Raw genomic sequence first — 19214 nt, forward strand, 5'->3', positions numbered from 1 at the left:
GGGAAAGGCGGTCCCAGCTTGGCCTCTTGAAGTTAAAGTTTGGTCGATCGACCCCTGCCTTCAAGTATTTTCTCTCACAAATATTGTCACAATTCGTACCGGAGTGGGTGAACGCTGTGAGAATAGTCGTTCAGAACGTGTCTTTTCGGAGTCGGATTTCAGCGAAGACCTCTGCGTCAGAGGCGTCGGCCATCCCGAGATTTTCGCGTATGGCGACGCTGTCGGCACGCAGGAACGGATTGGTTGCAAGTTCATCGGACAGGCGGGACGGCACCGTCGGCGCGCCTTGCGCCCGTGCGGCTTTGATCGCCTCGATACGTGATTTAAGCGCGGAATTGCCGGGTTCAATAGTCATCGCGAAACGCGCGTTGGCTTCGGTATACTCATGGCCCGAGCAGATCACCGTGGCAGGCGGCAGTTTCGCCAGCTTCGACAGGCTGTCCCACATCTGTGCCATGGTGCCTTCGAAGACCCGCCCGCAGCCCAGCGCCATGAGGCTGTCGGCGGTGAAGGCGATGCTTTCCTCGGGCAGGTGAAAGGCAATGTGGCCGACCGTATGGCCCGACACGTCCATTACCTGCACGCGGCGTCCGGCAAAGTCGAAGCTGTCGCCATCTACGACCGCCAGATCGAGAGGCGGCAGGCGGCGGGCATCGGCGCTGGCGCCCACGACGCGGGCATCGCGCCCGTCAAGAAGCGCGGCAAGGCCCTGGATGTGGTCTGGATGGTGGTGGGTCAGCCAGACCTCGGACAGGGTCCAGCCGCGTGCGTCGAGGGCGGCGGCAATCGGGGCGGCTTCGGGCACATCGATCACCGCGGTGGCACCGGTTTCGCTGTCGTGCAGCAGGAAGGCGTAGTTGTCCGATAGGCAGGGCACGGTGACGAGGTCGAGGGGCATGGCGTTTTCCGGTCCTATTTGTCAGGGTCCTGTCCTAGGCTAGGCCGATCGGGAGGGGCGGACAATGCATCTGGATGTGCGCGATCTGAGGAACTTCTACTACAGAAGCGCTTTGGGCCGCGCCGCGCAGAAGATCATCCGCGACGAAGTGCGCGCCACCTGGCCCGATACCCACGGGCACACGGTGGCGGGGTACGGCTTTGCGGCACCGCTGCTGCGCCCGTTCCTGTCCGACAGCCGCCGGGTGATCGCGCTGATGCCCGCGCAACAGGGGGTGATGCACTGGCCCGCCGGTCTGCCCAACGTGTCGGTGCTGGCCGAGGAAACGCGCTGGCCCATCGAGACGGGACATATCGACCGGCTGGTGGTGCTGCATGGGCTCGAGACGTCCGACGATGCGTCGGCGCTGCTCGATGAATGTTACCGGGCGCTGGGGCCGGGGGGCGAGGCGCTGTTCATCGTTCCCAACCGAAGCGGGCTCTGGGCGCGGTCCGACCGCACGCCCTTCGGTCATGGACGCCCCTATTCGCTGGGCCAGCTCGAACAGCTTCTGAGCTATCACGACTTCCTGCCCGACGCGCATGTCTCGCTGCTGTATCAGCCGCCATCCTCGCGCCGCTTCTGGATGAAGACCGGGCCGTTCTGGGAACGCACCGGGCGGGCGATTCCGGCTTTCATGGCCGGTGGAGTCGTGGCGGTGCGGGCGGCCAAGCGACATCCGCCGAGGCCGCGCGGCGTGGGCGAAAAGCTCAAGGTGCCGCTGGGAGCGCTGTCACCGAAGCCGGTGGCGAAACCGGCGTAGTTTCACAAGTGCCTACTTTTCGGGCAGACGGTCCGGAACACCGGCATCCTCTTATGCAAGAATCAAGCCTTTTCAAGACCTTCGCTCTGGCTACAGGGCGCGCGCGGCGTCGGTTATGTAAAGTAACCCATTGAATAGACTTTCGTTTGACCGTCCTGCTAATTGTGCCTAAGCATGTTGCGGGGCCAACAAGGCTCTGCTACATCCGCGCTGATTTTAGCGCTCTGGCCCCGCGGGTCAGGATATAGAAAACGCCTCCGGGTCCGCCGCCAAGGTCGGGCAAAGGGGGCTTGATAGCGGAAGGATGGACGTGTCTGAACCAGCTTCAATTTCCTCCGGCATCGCAGAACGCTACGCAGCAGCCGTATTCGCCCTCGCCAAGGAGGATGGCTCGCTCGACACGCTCGAAGCCAATATCGACGAACTCGCGGATGCGCTGGCTGCCAGCGAAGATCTGCGGGACCTGATCCACTCGCCGGTCTATTCCCGCGACACGCAAGGCCGCGCGATCCGTGCGATCGCCGACAAGATGAACCTTGCGGACATGATGAAGAACACGCTTTCCCTGATGTCCGAGAAGCGGCGCCTCTTCGTGCTGCCCGCGCTCATCGTGCAGCTGCGCGACATGATCGCCGAGGAAAAGGGCATCGTCACCGCCGAGGTGACATCCGCCGTCGCGCTGACCGACGATCAGTCCAGGTCGTTGTCCGAGACGCTGAAGGCCCAGGTGGGCCGCGATGTGAAGATCAAGACGACCGTCGATGAAAGCCTCATCGGCGGTCTTGTTGTCAAGGTGGGCTCCAGGATGATCGACACGTCGATCCGGGCGAAGCTCTCTTCCCTCCAGAATGTAATGAAAGAGGTCGGATAAATGGGTATCCAAGCAGCCGAAATTTCTGCGATCCTAAAGGACCAGATCAAGAACTTCGGTCAGGAGGCCGAGGTCGACGAGGTCGGTCGCGTGCTGTCCGTCGGTGACGGCATCGCCCGTGTCTACGGCCTCGACAAGGTCCAGGCCGGTGAGATGGTGGAATTTCCCGGTGGTATCCGGGGCATGGCGCTGAACCTCGAAGCCGACAACGTCGGTGTGGTGATCTTCGGGTCGGACCAGCAGATCAAGGAAGGTGACGTCGTCAAGCGCACCAACTCGATCGTGGACGTGCCCGTCGGGGACGCGCTTCTGGGCCGGGTCGTCGACGGCCTCGGCAATCCGATCGACGGCAAGGGGCCGATCGCTACGACGCAGCGCAGCCTGGCGGACGTCAAGGCCCCCGGCATCATGCCGCGCAAATCGGTGCACGAACCCATGGCGACCGGCCTCAAGGCCGTCGATGCGATGATCCCGATCGGTCGTGGCCAGCGCGAGCTGATCATCGGTGACCGCCAGACTGGCAAGACCGCCGTCGCACTCGACACGATCCTCAACCAGAAGGTCTACAACGACGCGGCGGGCGACGACGAGGGCAAGAAGCTCTACTGCGTCTATGTCGCCATCGGCCAGAAGCGGTCGACCGTTGCCCAGCTGGTGAAGAAACTGGAAGAAACCGGCGCCATCGCGTACTCGATCGTCGTCGCCGCCACCGCGTCGGACCCCGCGCCGATGCAGTACCTCGCCCCCTATACCGCGACCGCGATGGGCGAGTTCTTCCGCGACAACGGCCGTCACGCGCTGATGGTCTACGATGACCTTTCCAAGCAGGCCGTGGCCTATCGCCAGATGTCCCTGCTGCTGCGTCGCCCGCCCGGCCGCGAAGCCTATCCCGGCGACGTCTTCTACCTCCACTCGCGCCTGCTGGAGCGGTCCGCCAAGCTCAACGAGGCCAACGGCTCGGGGTCGCTGACCGCATTGCCGATCATCGAAACCCAGGGTGGCGACGTTTCGGCCTTCATTCCGACCAACGTGATCTCGATCACCGACGGCCAGATCTTCCTCGAGACGGAACTCTTCTACCAGGGCATCCGTCCCGCCGTGAACACCGGCCTCTCGGTCAGCCGCGTCGGCTCTTCGGCGCAGACCAACGCCATGAAGTCGGTCGCGGGCCCGGTGAAACTGGAGCTTGCGCAGTACCGCGAAATGGCGGCCTTCGCGCAGTTCGGCTCGGACCTCGATGCCGCGACACAGCGCCAGCTGAACCGTGGCGCGCGCCTGACCGAACTGATGAAGCAGCCGCAGTATTCGCCGCTGACCAACGCGGAAATCGTCTGTGTGATCTTCGCCGGGACCAATGGCTACCTCGACAAGATCAAGGTCAGCGATGTGGGCCGCTACGAAGAGGGTCTGCTCAAGCATCTGCGCAACAAGCACAAGGATCTTCTCGATTGGCTTACCAACGAGGACCCGAAGATCAAGGGCGACGCAGCTGACCGGCTCAAGTCTGCGCTGGATGAATTCGCCGCAGACTTCGCGTAAGGAGAAAGCCCCGTGGCGAATCTCAAGGATCTGAAAATGCGGATCTCCTCGGTCAAGTCGACCAGGAAGATCACCAAAGCCATGCAAATGGTCGCGGCGGCCAAACTTCGCCGCGCCCAGGACGCTGCCGAAATGGCGCGCCCCTATACCGAGCGTTTCAACGCCGTGATGGGCGCGCTCGCCTCTGCGGCGGGTGACAGCGCAAGCGCGCCGACCCTGCTGCGCGGGACCGGCAGCGACAAGGTGCACCTGCTTGTCGTGATGACCTCTGAACGGGGTCTTTGCGGCGGCTTCAACACCAATATCGCCAAGCTGGCGCGGACCCATGCCCGCAAGCTCCTCGACGAGGGGAAAGAGGTGAAGATCCTCACCGTGGGCAAGAAGGGCCGCGATCAGCTCAAACGCGAATACGGCGAGCATTTCGTCGGCCATGTCGATATGAGCGAGGTCAAGCGGGTCTCCTATGCGGATGCGCAGAACATCGCCAAGGATGTGCTCGGTCGCTTTGACGAGGGCGCGTTCGACGTCGCGACAATCTTCTTCGCGCGCTTCGAAAACGTCGTGAGCCAATTCCCGACAGCGCAGCAGATCATCCCGGCCAAATACGAGACCGAGGGTGGCGACAACGCCGAGGGTGGCAACACGCTTTACGATTACGAACCGTCCGAAGAGGAGATCCTCGCGGATCTTCTGCCACGCGGGGTCGCAACGCAGATTTTCGCCGCGCTGCTCGAGAATGGCGCATCCGAACAGGGTTCGCGGATGTCGGCGATGGACAACGCCACGCGCAATGCGGGCGACATGATCGACGACCTCACGATCGAATTCAACCGCACGCGTCAGGCCGTCATCACGAACGAACTGATCGAAATCATCTCGGGCGCCGAGGCGCTCTAAAAGTACCGGAGAAGACACATGGCAAACGCGAAAGGCAAAGTGACCCAGGTCATCGGCGCCGTCGTCGACGTGCAATTCGACGACGAACTGCCCGCGATCCTCAACGCGCTGACCACCGAGAACAACGGCAAGAAGCTGGTTCTCGAAGTGGCGCAGCACCTGGGTGAAAACACTGTGCGAACCATCGCTATGGACGCCTCCGAAGGCCTCGTGCGCGGTCAGGAAGTGCTCGACACCGGCGCGCCGATCTCGGTGCCGGTGGGCAACGCGACGCTCGGTCGTATCATCAACGTCGTGGGCGAGCCCGTGGACGAAGGCGAGCCGATCGTGGCGGACGAGTACCGTCCGATCCACGCGCTGGCGCCGGAATTCAGCGAACAGGCCACCGAATCCGAAGTGCTGGTCACCGGCATCAAGGTCATCGACCTGCTGGCGCCTTACGCCAAGGGCGGCAAGATCGGCCTCTTCGGCGGTGCGGGCGTCGGCAAGACGGTTCTGATCATGGAACTGATCAACAACATCGCCAAGGTCCACTCGGGTTTCTCGGTGTTCGCCGGTGTGGGTGAGCGGACGCGTGAGGGCAACGACCTCTACCACGAGATGGTGGAATCGAACGTCATCAAGCCCGACAACCTTCCCGAGTCGCAGGTGGCGCTGGTCTACGGCCAGATGAACGAGCCTCCGGGCGCGCGTGCCCGCGTCGCACTGACCGGCCTGACCCTGGCCGAGCAGTTCCGCGACCAGTCCGGCACCGACGTTCTGTTCTTCGTCGACAACATCTTCCGCTTCACCCAAGCGGGTTCGGAAGTGTCCGCCCTTCTGGGCCGTATTCCTTCCGCCGTGGGCTACCAGCCGACGCTGGCCACCGACATGGGGGCGATGCAGGAACGGATCACCTCGACCAAGGCCGGTTCGATCACCTCGATTCAGGCGGTCTACGTGCCTGCGGACGACCTGACCGACCCCGCGCCCGCCACGACCTTCGCGCACCTCGACGCGACGACGGTTCTGTCGCGTGCGATCTCCGAACTGGGCATCTACCCGGCGGTTGACCCGCTCGACTCCACGTCGCGCCTGATGGACCCGTCCATCGTCGGCGAAGAGCATTATCAGGTCGCCCGTGACGTCCAGGGGATCCTTCAGCGCTACAAGTCGCTGCAGGATATCATCGCCATTCTCGGCATGGACGAACTGTCGGAAGAGGACAAGCTTACCGTGTCCCGCGCCCGGAAGATCCAGCGCTTCCTGTCGCAGCCCTTCGACGTGGCCAAGGTGTTCACCGGGTCCGACGGCATCCAGGTGCCGATCGAAGACACGATCTCGTCCTTCAAGGCGGTCGTGGCTGGTGAATACGACCACCTGCCCGAAGGCGCATTCTACATGGTCGGCGGCATCGAGGAAGTGAAGGCCAAGGCCGAGAAGATGGCGTCCGACGCCGCCTGATCGCGCTAATCGTAGGGTGGGATATGTCCCGCCCTACAGCCTCTGAAGGAGAGCCACATGGCAGATACGATGCAGTTTGACCTCGTCAGCCCCGAACGTCGGCTGATGCAGGAAGAGGTTGTCTCGGTCCAGATCCCGGGTGCCGATGGCGACATGACGGCGATGCCCGACCACGCGCCGCTGATCACCACGCTGCGCCCCGGCGTGCTGCGGGTGCAGACCGCGTCCGGCAGCACCAGGGAATTCGTCGTCACCGGCGGTTTCGCGGAACTGGGCGAGGGGCTGTCGGTCCTGGCCGAACGTGCGCTGCCGCGCGAGGATGTGGACCAGGAGACGTACGAGGCGATGGTCTCCGAAGCGCACGAAGCCTACGGCCGCGCCAAGGCTGCCTTCGTCAATGAGCCCGGTCCGGTCGATGACGCCGCCAAGCTTCTGGCCGACATGGTCGCGGTCGGCTCCGAGATCGGGTTGTCCGAGAAACAGCCCAACCTCTGATCCGCGCCCGCACGGGCACCGGTTGATCGGATCGACAGACAATGACCCCCTGCCAGACGGCGGGGGGTTGCTTTTTCGGGGCGCGCCGGAACGTTGCATCCCCGCACCGATTTTTCCGGCTTTAAACCTTGCCGCAAATCGCCCATCGTGCTGCCCAGTTTCACGGCTACGGGCGGATCATGCAAAAACTCCATTCCAGCCGCATCGGTATCGACCAGGGCGAGGTCGAGCTGTTTTCCGACTTCGCCAACGGCGGTGAGATGTGGACCGGCGAGGGATCGCGCGAACGCCGCACGCGGGTCGCCTTTTCGGAGCCGTTCAGCCTGCCGCCGCAGGTGCAGCTGACGCTGTCGCTCTGGGACATGGACAGCCACGCCAATATCCGCGCCGACCTCGGGGCCGAGAAGATCGACGAAAAGGGCTTTGACATGGTGTTCCGCACCTGGGGCGATACGCGTGTCGCGCGGGTCCGGATGTCGTGGATGGCCATCGGCGAGGTCAAGGGCGAGGACGATTGGGACCTGTATTAGGGCACCGTCCTGGCCGTCCTATCTGAAAGCGCCTGCCGAAGGGGAGCGGCCAGCGCCAATCCGGTGGGCCGGATCGGCACTGGCCGGGCACCTTCGGTGCTGTCCCGGCTGGACGTCGCGCGATATCCGGGACCTCGCCGAAAGCTGCGCTCAAAGGATGCCTTCGTAGATCGGCCCCAGGGTGTCGGTCTCGAACAATGATGACACCGAGGTGCCGTTCCAGATGTTCAGGATCGCCTGGGCGAACATCGGCGCGGTCGGCACCACGCGGATATTCGGCGCGGCGGCGGCCTCGGGCGACAAGGGAATCGAATCGGTGATCACCAGCGATTTCATCACCGAGTTCGAGATCCGCTCGACCGCAGGGCCCGACAGCACGCCATGGGTGATATAGGCATGCACCTCGGTGGCCCCGTGCGACAGCAGCACCTCGGCGGCCTTGCAGAGCGTCCCCGCGGTGTCGCAGATGTCGTCCACGATGATGCACTTCTTGCCCGAGACATCGCCGATCACGGTCATTTCGGCCACTTCGCCCGCCTTCTCGCGGCGTTTGTCGACGATCGACAGCGGCGCGTTGATGCGCTTGGCCAGTTCGCGTGCCCGTGCGACGCCGCCCACGTCCGGCGACACGACCATCAGGTCATCCATTGTGTTCTTGAACTGCGATTGCACATCCAGCGCAAAGATCGGCGATGCATAGAGGTTGTCCACGGGAATATCGAAGAAGCCCTGGATCTGGGCGGCGTGCAGATCCATCGTCAGCACCCGCTCGATGCCCGACGACACCATCATGTTGGCGACCAGCTTGGCGGTGATCGGCGTGCGCGCCTTGGTGCGACGATCCTGCCGCGCATAGCCGAAATAGGGGATCACGGCGGTGATGCGCGCCGCCGAGGACCGGCGCAGCGCATCCGACATGATCAGCAGTTCCAGCAGGTTGTCGTTGGCGGGATTCGAGGTCGGCTGGATGATGAACATGTCCTCGCCGCGCACGTTCTCGTAGACTTCGACAAAGATCTCCTGATCGTTGAACCGTTCGACCCGGGCGTCGACAAGGCCGACATTCATCCCGCGATACAGCGACATTCGGCGCGCGATGGCCTTGGCGAGATCGAGATTGGCATTGCCCGAAATGAGCTTGGGTTCGATGACGGTTGGCATGGCAGCACGGTCCCCTGGGATAAGATGTTGCCGCGGCTTTTACATGGGCTAGGCTCAGGCGGAAAGCACGACACCGCATGACATCCTCAGGAGCGCCTTGAATGCCGCATATCGACTACTATTTCTCGACGATTTCCCCGTTCACCTATCTTTCCGGCCTCCGGCTCGAGGAGATCGCGGCGAAACACGGCGCGACGATCTCCTACAAGCCGCTCGACGTGATGGCCCTGTTCGAACGCACCGGCGGCACCGCGCCCAAGGACAGGCACCCCAACCGAATGGATTACCGGGCGCAGGATCTGCCCCGGCAGGCGAAGAAGTCGGGCCTGCCGTTCAACCTCAAGCCGGCGCACTGGCCGACAAACCCGGCGCCGTCCTCCTTCGCGATCATCGCGGCGCAGCAGGCCGGGGGTGGCGATCTGGGGAAATTGTGCCATGCGATCCTGCGCGCCTGCTGGGCCGAGGAAAAGGACGTGGCCGAGGACGGGGCGATCCGGGCGTGCCTGTCCGAGGCGGGCTTCGATCCGGCGCTGGCCGACAAGGGGCTGCTTGCCGGGGCCGAGGAATACTCCCGCAACCTCGAGGCGGCGGTGGCCGCGGGCGTCTTCGGCGCGCCGTTCTACATCACCGATCAGGATCACCGCTTTTGGGGGCAGGACAAGCTTGACGATCTGGATGCGCATCTCTCTGGCGAACTTTGATGCCGAAGGACCTGCGCGCGGCGGTTTCGACCAACTGGGTACAGCTGGGTGACGAAAACGGCGCGCGGGCCCTCGCCCTGCACTGTGCGCTGGCCCATTCCGGCGCGTGGCTCGGTGTGATCAAGGCGCTCGAGGGGCGGCTTTCGGTCGCCGCCTTCGACATGCCGGGTCACGGTCAGTCGGACGCCTGGGACGGGCACAGCGACTACCACGATCAGGTAACCGATATCGCGGAAACCTTCATGTCGGGCGGCATCACGCTGCTGGGTCATTCCTTCGGCGCGACGGTGGCGCTCAGGCTGGCAGAGCGGCACCCCGACATGGTCCGGCGGATGGTGCTGATCGAACCGGTGCTGTTCGCCGTGGCGCGCGACACCGCGCCCGGGGACTTTGCCGACCGCCGTGCCGCGTCACAGCCGATGGCCGACGCACTGGCCCGTGGCGATACCGCGACGGCGGCCCGGATCTTCACCGCGACCTGGGGGCTGGGGCGCAGCTGGGACGCCATGGGCGCGCGGGCGCAGGCGCTGTTGCAGGACCAGATGTGGATCGTCGCGCAGACCGATCAGGCGCTGAGCCACGATGCCAACGGCCTTCTGCGCGCCGGGCGGCTCGAGGCGTGCCGGATGCCGGTGCTGTTCCTGCGCGGGGCCTCGACCGAGCCGATCCTGAGCGTGATACATGCCGGGCTGATGGCGCGGCTGCCCGATGCGCGCGAAGAGGTGATCGACGGGGCGGGCCACATGGCCCCGATCACCCATCCCGACGCGGTCGCAAGCCGGATCGCGGCGTTTCTCGATACGACCTGAGGCCGATCAGGCCTTCTTGCCGATCTTGGGTTCCGTGCCTGCGCGCAGACGCGCGATGTTCTGACGGTGCCGCCAGAACACCAGCAGCGTCAGGATCATGCCAAGCAGGAAGATGTCGAACCGGCCCATGATCAGCATCCAGGCGGTGGAACTGGCGGCGGCGACAAGCGCGCCCATCGACGAAATCCGCGTCAGCGCGACCCCGGCCAGCCAGGCCGTGCAGGTCAGCAGGCCGACCGGCCAGGCCAGCGCCAGCAGCAGGCCGAGGAACGTCGCGACCCCCTTGCCGCCCCTGAAGCCCAGCCAGACCGGGTAGCAATGCCCGAGGAACGCCGCCAGCGCCGCGATCTGGGCTGCGTCCTCTCCGGCAAAGAGCCGCGCCGCCAGAACCGCCACGACACCCTTGATCCCGTCAAGCAGCAGCGTCAGCGCGCCCGCCGTCTTCGACCCGGTGCGCAGCACGTTGGTCGCGCCGATATTGCCCGAGCCGATCTGGCGCGGATCGCCGATGCCCATGGCCCGGGTCACCACAAGGCCGAACGGGATGGACCCCAGCAGGTAGCCGATGACCCCCCAGAACACGAGGAAGACGGTCGCGGTGTCGAACAGGGGCATGGCGGTCTCCGGGGTCAGGGTCCGGCGCAGATTACAGAGCGCGGCCAAAGCGTCAAACGCTAGTCGTTCCGGGGGCGGGATTTCAACCCGGCGGCGCGGCGGCTGGCCGACTTTCCCGCGGTTGCCTGCCCGGGCGTGCGGGGGCCGCGCTGGCAACCCATGATGCAGACACCGCACCGCGCAGGCGTCCAAAACCCGCAAGGGCAGGGGCGTTCCGGCAGGAACTTGCACGCGTGGGATGGAGGATACCGCCGCGCGCCCTATGATCACGGTCTGAGCTTCGACTGCGACAGCCACTGGAGACGCCCGAGACATGATCCGAAGCAAGCTGAAATTCACGTTGCGCAGCCTGCGCGAAAGGCTCTGGATCAAACCGCTGGGCTATGCGGTGCTCGCCATCGGCGTGGTTTTCGTGGCGCATTGGGCCGACGGTCTGCCGCTGGAAGAGCTGGTGCCGGACATCAGCGCCGAGACGGTGGAAAAGCTGCTGACCACGATCTCGGCCAGCATGCTGGGTGTGGCGACCTTCGCGGTGGCCTCGATGGTGTCGGCCTATGCCTCGGCCAGCGGCACCGCGACGCCGCGCGCCTTTGTGCTGGTGGTGGCCGACAGCCTGTCGCAGACCGCGCTGTCGGCCTTTATCGGGGCGTTCATTTTCAGCATCGTCGGCATCATCGCCATCAAGGTCGGGTATTTTGCCGTGGCCGGGCGCTTTGCGCTCTTCCTGTTCACGCTTGCGGTCTATGCCCTTGTCATCGTCACCTTCGTGCGCTGGGTGGACAATATCGCGCGGCTCGGGCGGATGGGAAACACCATCGAGAAGGTCGAGGATGCGACCCGCGAAGCATTTCTGCACTGGCCGCCGGACGCACCGCTGTCGGCGCGGCCCGCTGACGGCACACCGCGCGACGGCATCGACCTGTGCACAGACACGCTCGGGTTCATCCAGCATGTCGACGTCGAGAAGTTGCAGGCATGGGCCAGCAAACACGACGCCGAGATTCACCTGCGCACCCGCCCCGGAAGCCTCGTGTCCGAGGAACGGGCGCTGCTGACCGTCGTGATGAAGGGCGAAAAGGAAACCGACGCGACAGACCCGGAGCCCGATCCCGCGGACCTGCTCGACGCCTTCGTCGTGGCATCGCGGCGCAGCTATGCGCTCGACCCCCGGTTCGGCCTGATCGCCATGTCCGAAATCGGATCGCGCGCCCTGTCACCGGCGGTCAACGATCCCGGCACCGCGATCGACCTTGTGGTCCGGGCGGCAAGGATCCTGCGCGACTGGAGCCTGTCGGGATCGGGCGAGGGCAAGGACGGTCCGGAGTTCGACCGGGTCTTCGTGCCGTCGCTGTCTGCGCGCGACCTGCTGCAGGATGCCTATTCCGCGATTATCAAGGACGGCGTCGGGTCGGTCGAGGTCGACATCTGGATCCAGAAGACGCTCGGACTGTTGATCCGGCAGGGCGGGCCTGATCTGCGCGCGGCGGCCGTATGGCAGGCGGATCTCGCGCTGGAACGGGCGGAACAGGAACTTGGCTTTGCCCACGACCTCGACCGGGTGCGGCAAGCCCATGCAGCGGCGACAGGCGGCGACAAGGCGACGACCTGACGCGTCTCAGCCGCCCATGCGCCGTGCAAGCCGTGCCTCGAGCTGCACCATGGCGTCATAGATCAGCACCGCGAAAAGCCCGACGATCAACCCGCCCTGCAGCACATAGGCGGTGTTGTTGGTTAGCAACCCGGCAATGATCACCTCGCCCAGGGTCCGGGCTGCGACGGTCGAGCCGATGGTCGCGGTGCCAAGCGCGATCACCACAGACAGGCGGATGCCGGTCAGCATCACCGGCAGGGCAAGCGGCAGTTCCACCCGCACCAGCCGTTGCCAGCGGCTCAGACCGATGCCGCGCGCGGCTTCCATTGTGGCCGGCGGCAGGGTCGACAGACCGGTGATGGCATTCTCGAAGATCGGCAGCAGACCGTAGAGGAACAGCGCCACCAGCGTCGGCCCCGCCCCGAAGCCCAACGCCGGAACCGCCAGCGCCAGCACCGCGACCGGCGGAAAGGTCTGCCCCATGTTGGTGATGGTGCGCGACAACGGCCGGAAAGCGGCACCGGCGGGCCGGGTCACGAGGATCGCCAGGGTCACCGCCACCAGCGTCGCCGCCACCGAAGCCGCCGCGACCAGCCCCAGGTGGCTGAGCGACAGCGACAAAAGCGATGCGCGCTGATAGATCACCGGGCCGCCCTCGGGGGCCAGCGGCGCGAGGATCGGCGTGAACCATTCCGGTCGGATCACCAGCGCGGCCAACAGCGCGACCAGCGCCGGGCGCAGAAACGTGCCGATCGTCATGCGTGCTGTCCGGCGCGGGCGCGGATCGCGTCAAGCGTCACCCGGCCCATCGGGGCGCCGTCGCGCTCGACCGGCACCGCCACCCGACCGGTCCAGAGGCAGGCGGACAGCGCGTCCCGCAGGCTCGCGTCGGCGGCCAGGGCCGCGCCCTCGGCGGGGCCGTCCTCGACCACCTCGGAGACTGGCACCAGCGACAAGAGCCGCAGCGGGCGCTCCACGTCGCCCACCATGTCGGCGACGAAATCGGTCGCGGGCCTGGCGATGATTGCGGCGGGGGTGTCGTACTGGACCAGCCGTCCGGCATCCATCACCGCGACGCGGTCGCCGAGGCGAATGGCCTCCTCCATGTCATGTGTGACCAGCATGATGGTCGAGCCGAGCCGTTGCTGGATGCGGCGCAGATCGGCCTGCGCGCGGTGCCGGATGATCGGATCGAGCGCGCCGAACGGTTCGTCCATGAGCAATAGATCGGGCCGCGATGCCAGTGCCCGCGCCACGCCGACGCGCTGTTGCTGCCCGCCCGACAACTCCGCGGGATAGCGGTCGCGGAAGGCGGCAGGCTCCATCGAGAACAGCTCGAGCAATTCGTCGACCCGGGCGCGGATCTTCTCCTGCGACCAGTTCAGCAATTGGGGTACCGCGCCGATGTTGCGCGCCACGTCGTGATGCGGAAACAGCCCGTGACCCTGGATCGCATAGCCGATCCGCCGCCGCAGGATATGCGGCTTCACCGCAAGCGTCGATTCGCCGTTGATGCGCACTTCGCCCGAACTGGGCTCTTCCAGCCGGTTGATCATGCGCAACAGCGTGGTCTTGCCGGACCCCGAGGTGCCGACGATCACCGTGATGGTGCCGGTCTCGACGGTCATGGTCACGCTGTCCACGGCCTTGGTTCCGTCGTAGATCTTGGTGATCCGGTCGATCTCGATCATGGGGTGGTCTCCGGTGTCGGGCGGGCCAGTTCGACCAGAACGTCCATCAGGATCGCCGCCACGAGCGCCAGCACCACGGTCGGCAATGCGCCCAGCAGGATCAGGTCGGTGGCGGTCTGGTTCAGGCCCTGGAAAACGAAGGTGCCGAAGCCGCCGCCGCCGATCAGACCGGCGATGACCGCAAGGCCGATATTCTGGACAAGCACGATGCGCAGCCCGGTCAGGATGATGGGCAGGCCGAGCGGCAATTCAACCTGCAGCAGGCGCTGGCGCGGGGTCATGCCCATGCCACGCGCGGCCTCGAGCGCGGCGGGTGGCGCAGAGGCCAGCCCGACCACGGTGTTGCCGACCACCGGAAGCAGCGCATACAGCACCAGTGCCAGGAACGCCGGGGCAAAGCCGATGCCCGCGATGCCGATGGCCTGCGCGCCGGGCACAGTGTCGCCGACCCAGCCCAGGATCGGGATCATCAGTCCGAACATCGCCAGCGACGGAATGGTCTGCAGAAAACTGAGCACCGGTAGGGTCGCCCCGCGCAACTGGGCGCGACGATGACACAGGACCCCCAGCGGAAAGCCGATCGCCGATGCCGCCGCCAGCGAGCCGAAGGCCAGCCCCAGATGGCGCAGGGCTGCATCGACAAAGGCGTCCTTGCGACCGGCGTATTCGCGCAGGATCGACAGGTCGGACAGGGCGCCGGACCACAGCACCAGCGCCAGCGTCGCCAGCACCGCCGCCAGCAGCGCCGCGCGCGCCCGGGGTCCCGGTGACATCGCTGCAAGCGCATCGGCCATCAGCAGCATCAGCACCGTCAGCAGACACCAGAACCCCGCCGCGGGCGAGACCCGGGCATAGTCACCCGCGCCGTCCAGCAGCACCGACGCGCCGTTCGTCAGCAGCCACAACAGCCCGGCCAACCCCAGCACAGCACCGCCAAGGCGCAGTCGCGGAAAGCCCGCCGGAAGTCCAAGCGCCAGCCCCGCAACAACCGCCGCGAGGCCGGGCAGCGTGGTCTCGGGGCTGGCGACGCGCCAGGCAGGCACGCCCGTGCCCGCGACGATCCGGTTGGCGGCCAGCGTCATGAACGGCACCAGCAGGGCAGCCAGCCCGAGAATGGCAAAGAGAATGCCGGGCGGGGACCATGCCCGCCCGGCGCGTAGCAGGGACATCGTCCGCGCGATCAGTCCAGAACCCCGGTCTGGGTCAGGTAGTCGCGGGCCACGGCCTCGGCGGGCTCACCGCCGACCTGGATGCGCCCGTTCAGCTTTTGCAGCGTCGCCATGTCCAGGGCCGCGAAAATCGGGTTCAGGACGTCGGCAATCGCCGGGTATTCCTCGAGCACCTCGGCCCGGACGATGGGCGTGGGCTCGTAGACCGGCTGCACGCCCTTGTCGTCGGCCATCACCACAAGCCCGGTCGCGCCGACGCCGCCATCGGTGCCGTAGACCATCGCCGCGTTGACACCCGAGGTGCCCCGCGCGGCGGCCTGGATCGTCGCCGCGGTATCGCCGCCCGACAGGATCACGGTCTGGTCCGGCGACAGCGCGAAGCCGTAGGTGTCCTGCATCGCGGGCAGCACCGCCGGGGATGAGACGAACTCGGTCGAGGCGGCCAGCTTGACGTCGCCGCCAGCGGCGATCCAGGCCCCGAAATCGGACATGGTGGACAGGCTGTTCGCTTCGGCGACGGGGCCGGTCACGGCGATGGCCCATGTGTTGTTGGCCGGTGCGGGCTCGAGCCAGGTGATGCCGTTCTGCGCCCCGTCAAGTTCGGCGGCGCGGGCATGGGCGGCGTCGGCGTCCTTCCAGACATCGCTGTCGGCCTCGTTGAAGAAGAAGGCCGCGTTGCCGGTATATTCGGGGTAGATGTCGATCTGGTCGGCAAGGATCGCCTCGCGCACCACCTGGGTGCCGCCAAGTTGCAGGCGTCGTTCCACCGGCAGACCGGCATCTTCCAGCGCAAGGGCGATGACATTGCCCAGCAGGCCGCCCTCCGTGTCGATCTTGGACGAGACCGTGATGTCGGCAGCGGCGACCGTGGCCAGGGCCCCGGTGAGGCCTGCGGCGGCAAGGAAAATTCGGGTTTTCATGGCGGAACGATCCCTTGGAACATTGATGTTTCAACACGCTTTTCGGCAGTGAAGTGGCCATGCAACATAGCGGAGCACGCCCATACGCCAAGTGTCGCATGCGCCGTCGGGGCCAGTTTTTTGCGTCGAGGGGCACGGGCGGGTGCGGCGCAAAGGGCGCGGGACAGCCCCGGGCGGTGCCGGTGGCGCGGCGCGATCAGGCGGCGAACACCTGCTTTCCGCCAACGAAGGTGGCCAGCACGCGGCCTTGCAGGCGGGCGTTGTCGAACGGTGTGTTCTTCGATTTCGACCGCAGCTTGAACCGGTCGAGGATCAACGGACGGTCGGCATCGAACAGCATCAGGTCCGCGGGCGCGCCCCTGGCCATGCGCCCGGTCTCGAGCCCGAGCCGCCGGGACGGGTTCAGCGACAGCGCCCGAAATAGGGTCGGCAGGTCCAGATCGCCGGAATGATAGAGCCGCAGCAACACCGGCAGCATCGTCTCAAGGCCGACCGCCCCCGAGGCCGCCTCTTCGAAGGGCAGGCGCTTGCTCTCCTCGTCCTGCGGCGTGTGCATCGACGAGATCACGTCGATCAGGCCCGACCGGACCGCCGCGATCACCGCCTGACGGTCATCCTCGGCGCGCAGCGGCGGCTTGACCTTGAAGAAGGTTCGGTAGTCGGCAAGGTCGAACTCGTTCAGGGTCAGGTGGTGCATCGAGGTGCCCGCGGTCACGTCCAGACCGTTGGCCTTGGCGCGGTCGAGCGCGGGCAGGGCGCGGATGGTGGTGATCTGGTCGGCGTGATAGCGCACGCCGGTCATCTCGACCATCGCGAGGTCACGGTCGAGCCCCATGCGCTCGGCCATCTGCGATACCGCCGGAAGCCCCTTGAGCGATGCGAACTTGCCACTGGTGGCCGCCGCCCCCGCCGACAGGCCGGGCTCCTGCGGGTGGCCCACGACCAGCGCGCCGAGGCTCTTGGCATAGGTCATGGCGCGGCCCAGCACGCGGGTGTCGCGGGTGACGCGGTCGCAATCGGTGAAGGCCACGGCACCGGCATCCATCAGAAAGCCGATTTCGGTCATCTCGGTGCCTGCGCGTCCCTTGGTCAGGGCGGCCATGGGCAGCACGCGGACCGGGCTGACCTCTTGCCCGCGACGGCGGATGAATTCGAGCGCTTCGGGCGTGTCGACCGCGGGCGTGGTGTCGGGCCGGGTGACGATGGTGGTCACTCCGCCTGCCGCCGCCGCGGCCCCGGCGGTCTTGTAGCTTTCCTTGTGCCGCTCACCGGGCTCGCACACCTTGACGCCGATATCGACGATGCCGGGGGCCAGGAACCGTCCGTCCGCGTCAATCCGGTTCTCGGGCGCGGCACGCTGGCGCAGGGCGTCCCCGGGCGCGTCCGTGATTTCTGCGATAAGGCCGTTTTCGATCAGCACGGTGCCGTGGCGGACGCACCCGGCTTCGGGGTCGATCAGCCGGGCATTCTCGATGAGGGTGGGTGTCATGCGGGGCTACCCGACGAAGACGTAGATCAGGATGCCGACGGTCAGCGCGGTGGCAGCGATGACCAGGGCGCGCAGCAGGGGCGAGCCGCCATTGTCGGTCAGCGGATCCACCGGCGGCGCGACCGCCGGTCCGCTTCGCCTGGCGCTTTCGGTGACGATCGGGGTCGATGTAGTCTCGGACTCGGCCTCGCTGAAGGTGCCGATCCAGCGCAGCGGCGCCGCGACGGTCAGGGTCTGTGCCGTCTGCGCGAAGGCCTGGCTTGGCAGCACGATCACGTGGCCCTTCAGCGCATCGATCTGCGGCTGGGCCTTGGCGAAATCCGGGTCCCTGATGTCATGCGCCTCGGCAAGATAGCGCGACAGCGGCATGTCTCCCAGGTCGCGGATCGACACCACCTCGACAAACGAGGGGCGCAGCTTGGTCGCCCCAAGCGCATAGGGCAGCGGCCATTCGCCGGTCCCGGCCTGTGTCGTGAACCTTTCGACCGCCTCGGCGGGCAGATCGATGTGAAAAAGCCGTGTCACGCCGGTTTCGGCGGCGCGGATATCGATTGTCGTCATGCCATGACCTCCGTCGGGCGGGCGCGCAGATTACGGGCGAGCAGGTCCATCGCGGCCATGCGGACGGCAACGCCCATCTCGACCTGTTCCTGGATCACCGAGCGGTGAATGTCGTCGGCGATGGTGCCGTCGATCTCGACCCCGCGATTCATTGGCCCCGGGTGCATCACGATGGCGTCGTCGCGCGCCATGGCAAGCTTTTCGGCATCGAGACCGTAGCGGTAGAAATATTCGCGTTCGGACGGGATGAAACCGCCATCCATCCGCTCTTTCTGAAGTCGCAGCATCATCACCACATCGGCGTCGCGAAGACCTTCGGCCATGTCGTGAAAGACCTCGACCCCGAAGGCGTCGATGCCCGCGGGCATCAGCGTCGGCGGGCCGACAAGGCGCACGCGGTTTTCCATCTTGTGCAGCAACAGCAGGTTCGACCGGGCCACGCGGCTATGGGCGATATCGCCGCAGATCGCCACGGTCAGCCGGTGCAGCCGCCCCTTGGCGCGCCGGATCGTCAGCGCATCGAGCAGCGCCTGGGTCGGATGTTCGTGCCGCCCGTCGCCCGCGTTGATTACCGCGCAGTTCACCTTTTGCGACAGCAGATCGACCGCGCCAGAGCTGGGATGCCGCACCACCAGAAGGTCGGGATGCATTGCGTTGAGCGTGAGCGCGGTATCGACCAGCGTCTCGCCCTTCTTGATCGACGACGCCGCCATCGCCATCGACATGACGTCCGCCCCGAGCCGCTTGCCCGCCAGCTCAAAGCTGGCCTGGGTGCGGGTGGAATTTTCGAAGAACATGTTGATCTGGGTCAGCCCGGCAAGAATGGCCGAGCGTTTGTTCCGCGACCGGTTCATCGTGGCGTATTTGTCGGCCAGATCGAGAAGCGTGGTGATCTCGTCGGGACGCAGGGGCTCTATGCCGAGAAGATGACGTTGATCGAAACGCATGGGTTCGGCGAAGCTCCGATAGGTGATCCGGGTTGTTATATGTAGCTCGTCCCAGCGCGGCAAGGGGCCGGATTCTTGGCGAAAT

General features: G+C 65.8%; 20 protein-coding genes. 10 read left to right on the forward strand and 10 right to left on the reverse strand.

The window, feature by feature from the left end:
• Positions 1-130: 130 nt before the first annotated feature.
• The gene (gloB, locus tag ACXYMN_RS07170; protein ID WP_459012837.1) at positions 131-898 is read right to left on the reverse strand and encodes a hydroxyacylglutathione hydrolase; all 768 of its coding nucleotides are present in this window, start codon (positions 896-898) and stop codon (positions 131-133) included.
• A gap of 64 nt (positions 899-962) precedes the next feature.
• Between gloB and ACXYMN_RS07175 the strand changes: the two genes are divergently transcribed.
• The 7 genes from ACXYMN_RS07175 to ACXYMN_RS07205 all read left to right on the forward strand — a co-directional run bounded on the left by ACXYMN_RS07175 (position 963) and on the right by ACXYMN_RS07205 (position 7475).
• Positions 963-1700, forward strand: coding sequence for a methyltransferase domain-containing protein (locus ACXYMN_RS07175; RefSeq protein WP_459012838.1), 738 nt, complete (start codon positions 963-965; stop codon positions 1698-1700).
• Positions 1701-2004: 304 nt separating this feature from the next.
• Positions 2005-2571: a F0F1 ATP synthase subunit delta gene (locus ACXYMN_RS07180; protein ID WP_459012839.1), complete on the forward strand. Its 567-nt coding sequence runs from the start codon at positions 2005-2007 to the stop codon at positions 2569-2571.
• Positions 2572-4110, forward strand: coding sequence for a F0F1 ATP synthase subunit alpha (gene atpA, locus ACXYMN_RS07185; protein WP_459012840.1), 1539 nt, complete (start codon positions 2572-2574; stop codon positions 4108-4110).
• A gap of 12 nt (positions 4111-4122) precedes the next feature.
• On the forward strand, positions 4123-5007 hold the full coding sequence (locus ACXYMN_RS07190; RefSeq protein ID WP_459012841.1) for a F0F1 ATP synthase subunit gamma: 885 nt from the start codon (positions 4123-4125) through the stop codon (positions 5005-5007).
• Between the two features lie 18 nt (positions 5008-5025).
• On the forward strand, positions 5026-6450 hold the full coding sequence (atpD, locus tag ACXYMN_RS07195) for a F0F1 ATP synthase subunit beta (protein ID WP_459012842.1): 1425 nt from the start codon (positions 5026-5028) through the stop codon (positions 6448-6450).
• A 57-nt stretch (positions 6451-6507) separates the two neighbouring features.
• Positions 6508-6945 (forward strand): F0F1 ATP synthase subunit epsilon, encoded by a 438-nt coding sequence (locus tag ACXYMN_RS07200; RefSeq protein ID WP_459012843.1) that lies wholly within the window; start codon positions 6508-6510, stop codon positions 6943-6945.
• Positions 6946-7124: 179 nt separating this feature from the next.
• Positions 7125-7475 carry an H-type lectin domain-containing protein gene (locus ACXYMN_RS07205; protein ID WP_459012844.1) on the forward strand — a complete coding sequence of 117 codons (351 nt, stop codon included), beginning with the start codon at positions 7125-7127 and terminating at the stop codon, positions 7473-7475.
• Between the two features lie 150 nt (positions 7476-7625).
• On the opposite strand, the gene ACXYMN_RS07210 is transcribed toward ACXYMN_RS07205, so the two are convergent.
• Positions 7626-8636: a ribose-phosphate pyrophosphokinase gene (locus ACXYMN_RS07210; RefSeq protein ID WP_459012845.1), complete on the reverse strand. Its 1011-nt coding sequence runs from the start codon at positions 8634-8636 to the stop codon at positions 7626-7628.
• 101 nt (positions 8637-8737) lie between these two features.
• On the opposite strand from ACXYMN_RS07210, the gene ACXYMN_RS07215 reads away from it, so the two are divergent.
• Both ACXYMN_RS07215 and ACXYMN_RS07220 read left to right on the forward strand, forming a co-directional pair.
• A complete protein-coding gene (locus tag ACXYMN_RS07215) occupies positions 8738-9337 on the forward strand; it encodes a DsbA family protein (RefSeq protein ID WP_459012846.1) in 600 nt (199 codons plus the stop codon).
• Positions 9337-10146 (forward strand): alpha/beta fold hydrolase, encoded by an 810-nt coding sequence (locus tag ACXYMN_RS07220; protein WP_459012847.1) that lies wholly within the window; start codon positions 9337-9339, stop codon positions 10144-10146. Before ACXYMN_RS07215 ends, ACXYMN_RS07220 begins: the two co-directional genes overlap by 1 nt.
• 6 nt (positions 10147-10152) lie before the next feature.
• Here ACXYMN_RS07220 and plsY read toward each other — a convergent pair whose 3' ends face one another.
• Complete coding sequence (plsY, locus tag ACXYMN_RS07225; RefSeq protein ID WP_459012848.1) at positions 10153-10761, reverse strand: glycerol-3-phosphate 1-O-acyltransferase PlsY; 609 nt, start codon at positions 10759-10761, stop codon at positions 10153-10155.
• Between the two features lie 313 nt (positions 10762-11074).
• Between plsY and ACXYMN_RS07230 the strand changes: the two genes are divergently transcribed.
• A complete protein-coding gene (locus tag ACXYMN_RS07230; protein WP_459012849.1) occupies positions 11075-12370 on the forward strand; it encodes a DUF2254 domain-containing protein in 1296 nt (431 codons plus the stop codon).
• 6 nt (positions 12371-12376) lie between these two features.
• Here ACXYMN_RS07230 and ACXYMN_RS07235 read toward each other — a convergent pair whose 3' ends face one another.
• The 7 genes from ACXYMN_RS07235 to ACXYMN_RS07265 form a co-directional block, all read right to left on the reverse strand.
• Positions 12377-13111: an ABC transporter permease gene (locus tag ACXYMN_RS07235; RefSeq protein ID WP_459012850.1), complete on the reverse strand. Its 735-nt coding sequence runs from the start codon at positions 13109-13111 to the stop codon at positions 12377-12379.
• The gene (locus ACXYMN_RS07240) at positions 13108-14043 is read right to left on the reverse strand and encodes an ABC transporter ATP-binding protein (RefSeq protein ID WP_459012851.1); all 936 of its coding nucleotides are present in this window, start codon (positions 14041-14043) and stop codon (positions 13108-13110) included. Before ACXYMN_RS07240 ends, ACXYMN_RS07235 begins: the two co-directional genes overlap by 4 nt.
• Positions 14040-15212: an ABC transporter permease gene (locus ACXYMN_RS07245; protein ID WP_459012853.1), complete on the reverse strand. Its 1173-nt coding sequence runs from the start codon at positions 15210-15212 to the stop codon at positions 14040-14042. The genes ACXYMN_RS07240 and ACXYMN_RS07245 overlap by 4 nt, the downstream gene beginning before the upstream one ends.
• Before the next feature lie 11 nt (positions 15213-15223).
• Positions 15224-16132, reverse strand: a complete 909-nt coding sequence (gene osmF, locus ACXYMN_RS07250) for a glycine betaine ABC transporter substrate-binding protein OsmF (protein ID WP_459012854.1) — start codon at positions 16130-16132, stop codon at positions 15224-15226.
• Positions 16133-16328: 196 nt separating this feature from the next.
• Positions 16329-17621 (reverse strand): dihydroorotase, encoded by a 1293-nt coding sequence (pyrC, locus tag ACXYMN_RS07255; RefSeq protein WP_459012855.1) that lies wholly within the window; start codon positions 17619-17621, stop codon positions 16329-16331.
• 6 nt (positions 17622-17627) lie between these two features.
• Positions 17628-18182: an aspartate carbamoyltransferase catalytic subunit gene (locus ACXYMN_RS07260; RefSeq protein WP_459012856.1), complete on the reverse strand. Its 555-nt coding sequence runs from the start codon at positions 18180-18182 to the stop codon at positions 17628-17630.
• On the reverse strand, positions 18179-19129 hold the full coding sequence (locus ACXYMN_RS07265) for an aspartate carbamoyltransferase catalytic subunit (protein ID WP_459012857.1): 951 nt from the start codon (positions 19127-19129) through the stop codon (positions 18179-18181). The genes ACXYMN_RS07260 and ACXYMN_RS07265 overlap by 4 nt, the downstream gene beginning before the upstream one ends.
• Between the last annotated feature and the right edge of the window lie 85 nt (positions 19130-19214).

Source organism: Roseivivax sp. CAU 1753 (assembly GCF_054482575.1).

Coding starts and splice junctions, on each gene's coding strand:
- gloB (WP_459012837.1), bottom strand. CDS start 898: ATGCCCCTCGACCTCGTCACCGTGCCCTGCCTATCGGACAACTACGCC.
- ACXYMN_RS07175 (WP_459012838.1), top strand. CDS start 963: ATGCATCTGGATGTGCGCGATCTGAGGAACTTCTACTACAGAAGCGCT.
- ACXYMN_RS07180 (WP_459012839.1), top strand. CDS start 2,005: ATGGACGTGTCTGAACCAGCTTCAATTTCCTCCGGCATCGCAGAACGC.
- atpA (WP_459012840.1), top strand. CDS start 2,572: ATGGGTATCCAAGCAGCCGAAATTTCTGCGATCCTAAAGGACCAGATC.
- atpD (WP_459012842.1), top strand. CDS start 5,026: ATGGCAAACGCGAAAGGCAAAGTGACCCAGGTCATCGGCGCCGTCGTC.
- ACXYMN_RS07200 (WP_459012843.1), top strand. CDS start 6,508: ATGGCAGATACGATGCAGTTTGACCTCGTCAGCCCCGAACGTCGGCTG.
- ACXYMN_RS07205 (WP_459012844.1), top strand. CDS start 7,125: ATGCAAAAACTCCATTCCAGCCGCATCGGTATCGACCAGGGCGAGGTC.
- ACXYMN_RS07210 (WP_459012845.1), bottom strand. CDS start 8,636: ATGCCAACCGTCATCGAACCCAAGCTCATTTCGGGCAATGCCAATCTC.
- ACXYMN_RS07215 (WP_459012846.1), top strand. CDS start 8,738: ATGCCGCATATCGACTACTATTTCTCGACGATTTCCCCGTTCACCTAT.
- ACXYMN_RS07220 (WP_459012847.1), top strand. CDS start 9,337: ATGCCGAAGGACCTGCGCGCGGCGGTTTCGACCAACTGGGTACAGCTG.
- plsY (WP_459012848.1), bottom strand. CDS start 10,761: ATGCCCCTGTTCGACACCGCGACCGTCTTCCTCGTGTTCTGGGGGGTC.
- ACXYMN_RS07230 (WP_459012849.1), top strand. CDS start 11,075: ATGATCCGAAGCAAGCTGAAATTCACGTTGCGCAGCCTGCGCGAAAGG.
- ACXYMN_RS07235 (WP_459012850.1), bottom strand. CDS start 13,111: ATGACGATCGGCACGTTTCTGCGCCCGGCGCTGGTCGCGCTGTTGGCC.
- ACXYMN_RS07240 (WP_459012851.1), bottom strand. CDS start 14,043: ATGATCGAGATCGACCGGATCACCAAGATCTACGACGGAACCAAGGCC.
- ACXYMN_RS07245 (WP_459012853.1), bottom strand. CDS start 15,212: ATGTCCCTGCTACGCGCCGGGCGGGCATGGTCCCCGCCCGGCATTCTC.
- osmF (WP_459012854.1), bottom strand. CDS start 16,132: ATGAAAACCCGAATTTTCCTTGCCGCCGCAGGCCTCACCGGGGCCCTG.
- pyrC (WP_459012855.1), bottom strand. CDS start 17,621: ATGACACCCACCCTCATCGAGAATGCCCGGCTGATCGACCCCGAAGCC.
- ACXYMN_RS07260 (WP_459012856.1), bottom strand. CDS start 18,182: ATGACGACAATCGATATCCGCGCCGCCGAAACCGGCGTGACACGGCTT.
- ACXYMN_RS07265 (WP_459012857.1), bottom strand. CDS start 19,129: ATGCGTTTCGATCAACGTCATCTTCTCGGCATAGAGCCCCTGCGTCCC.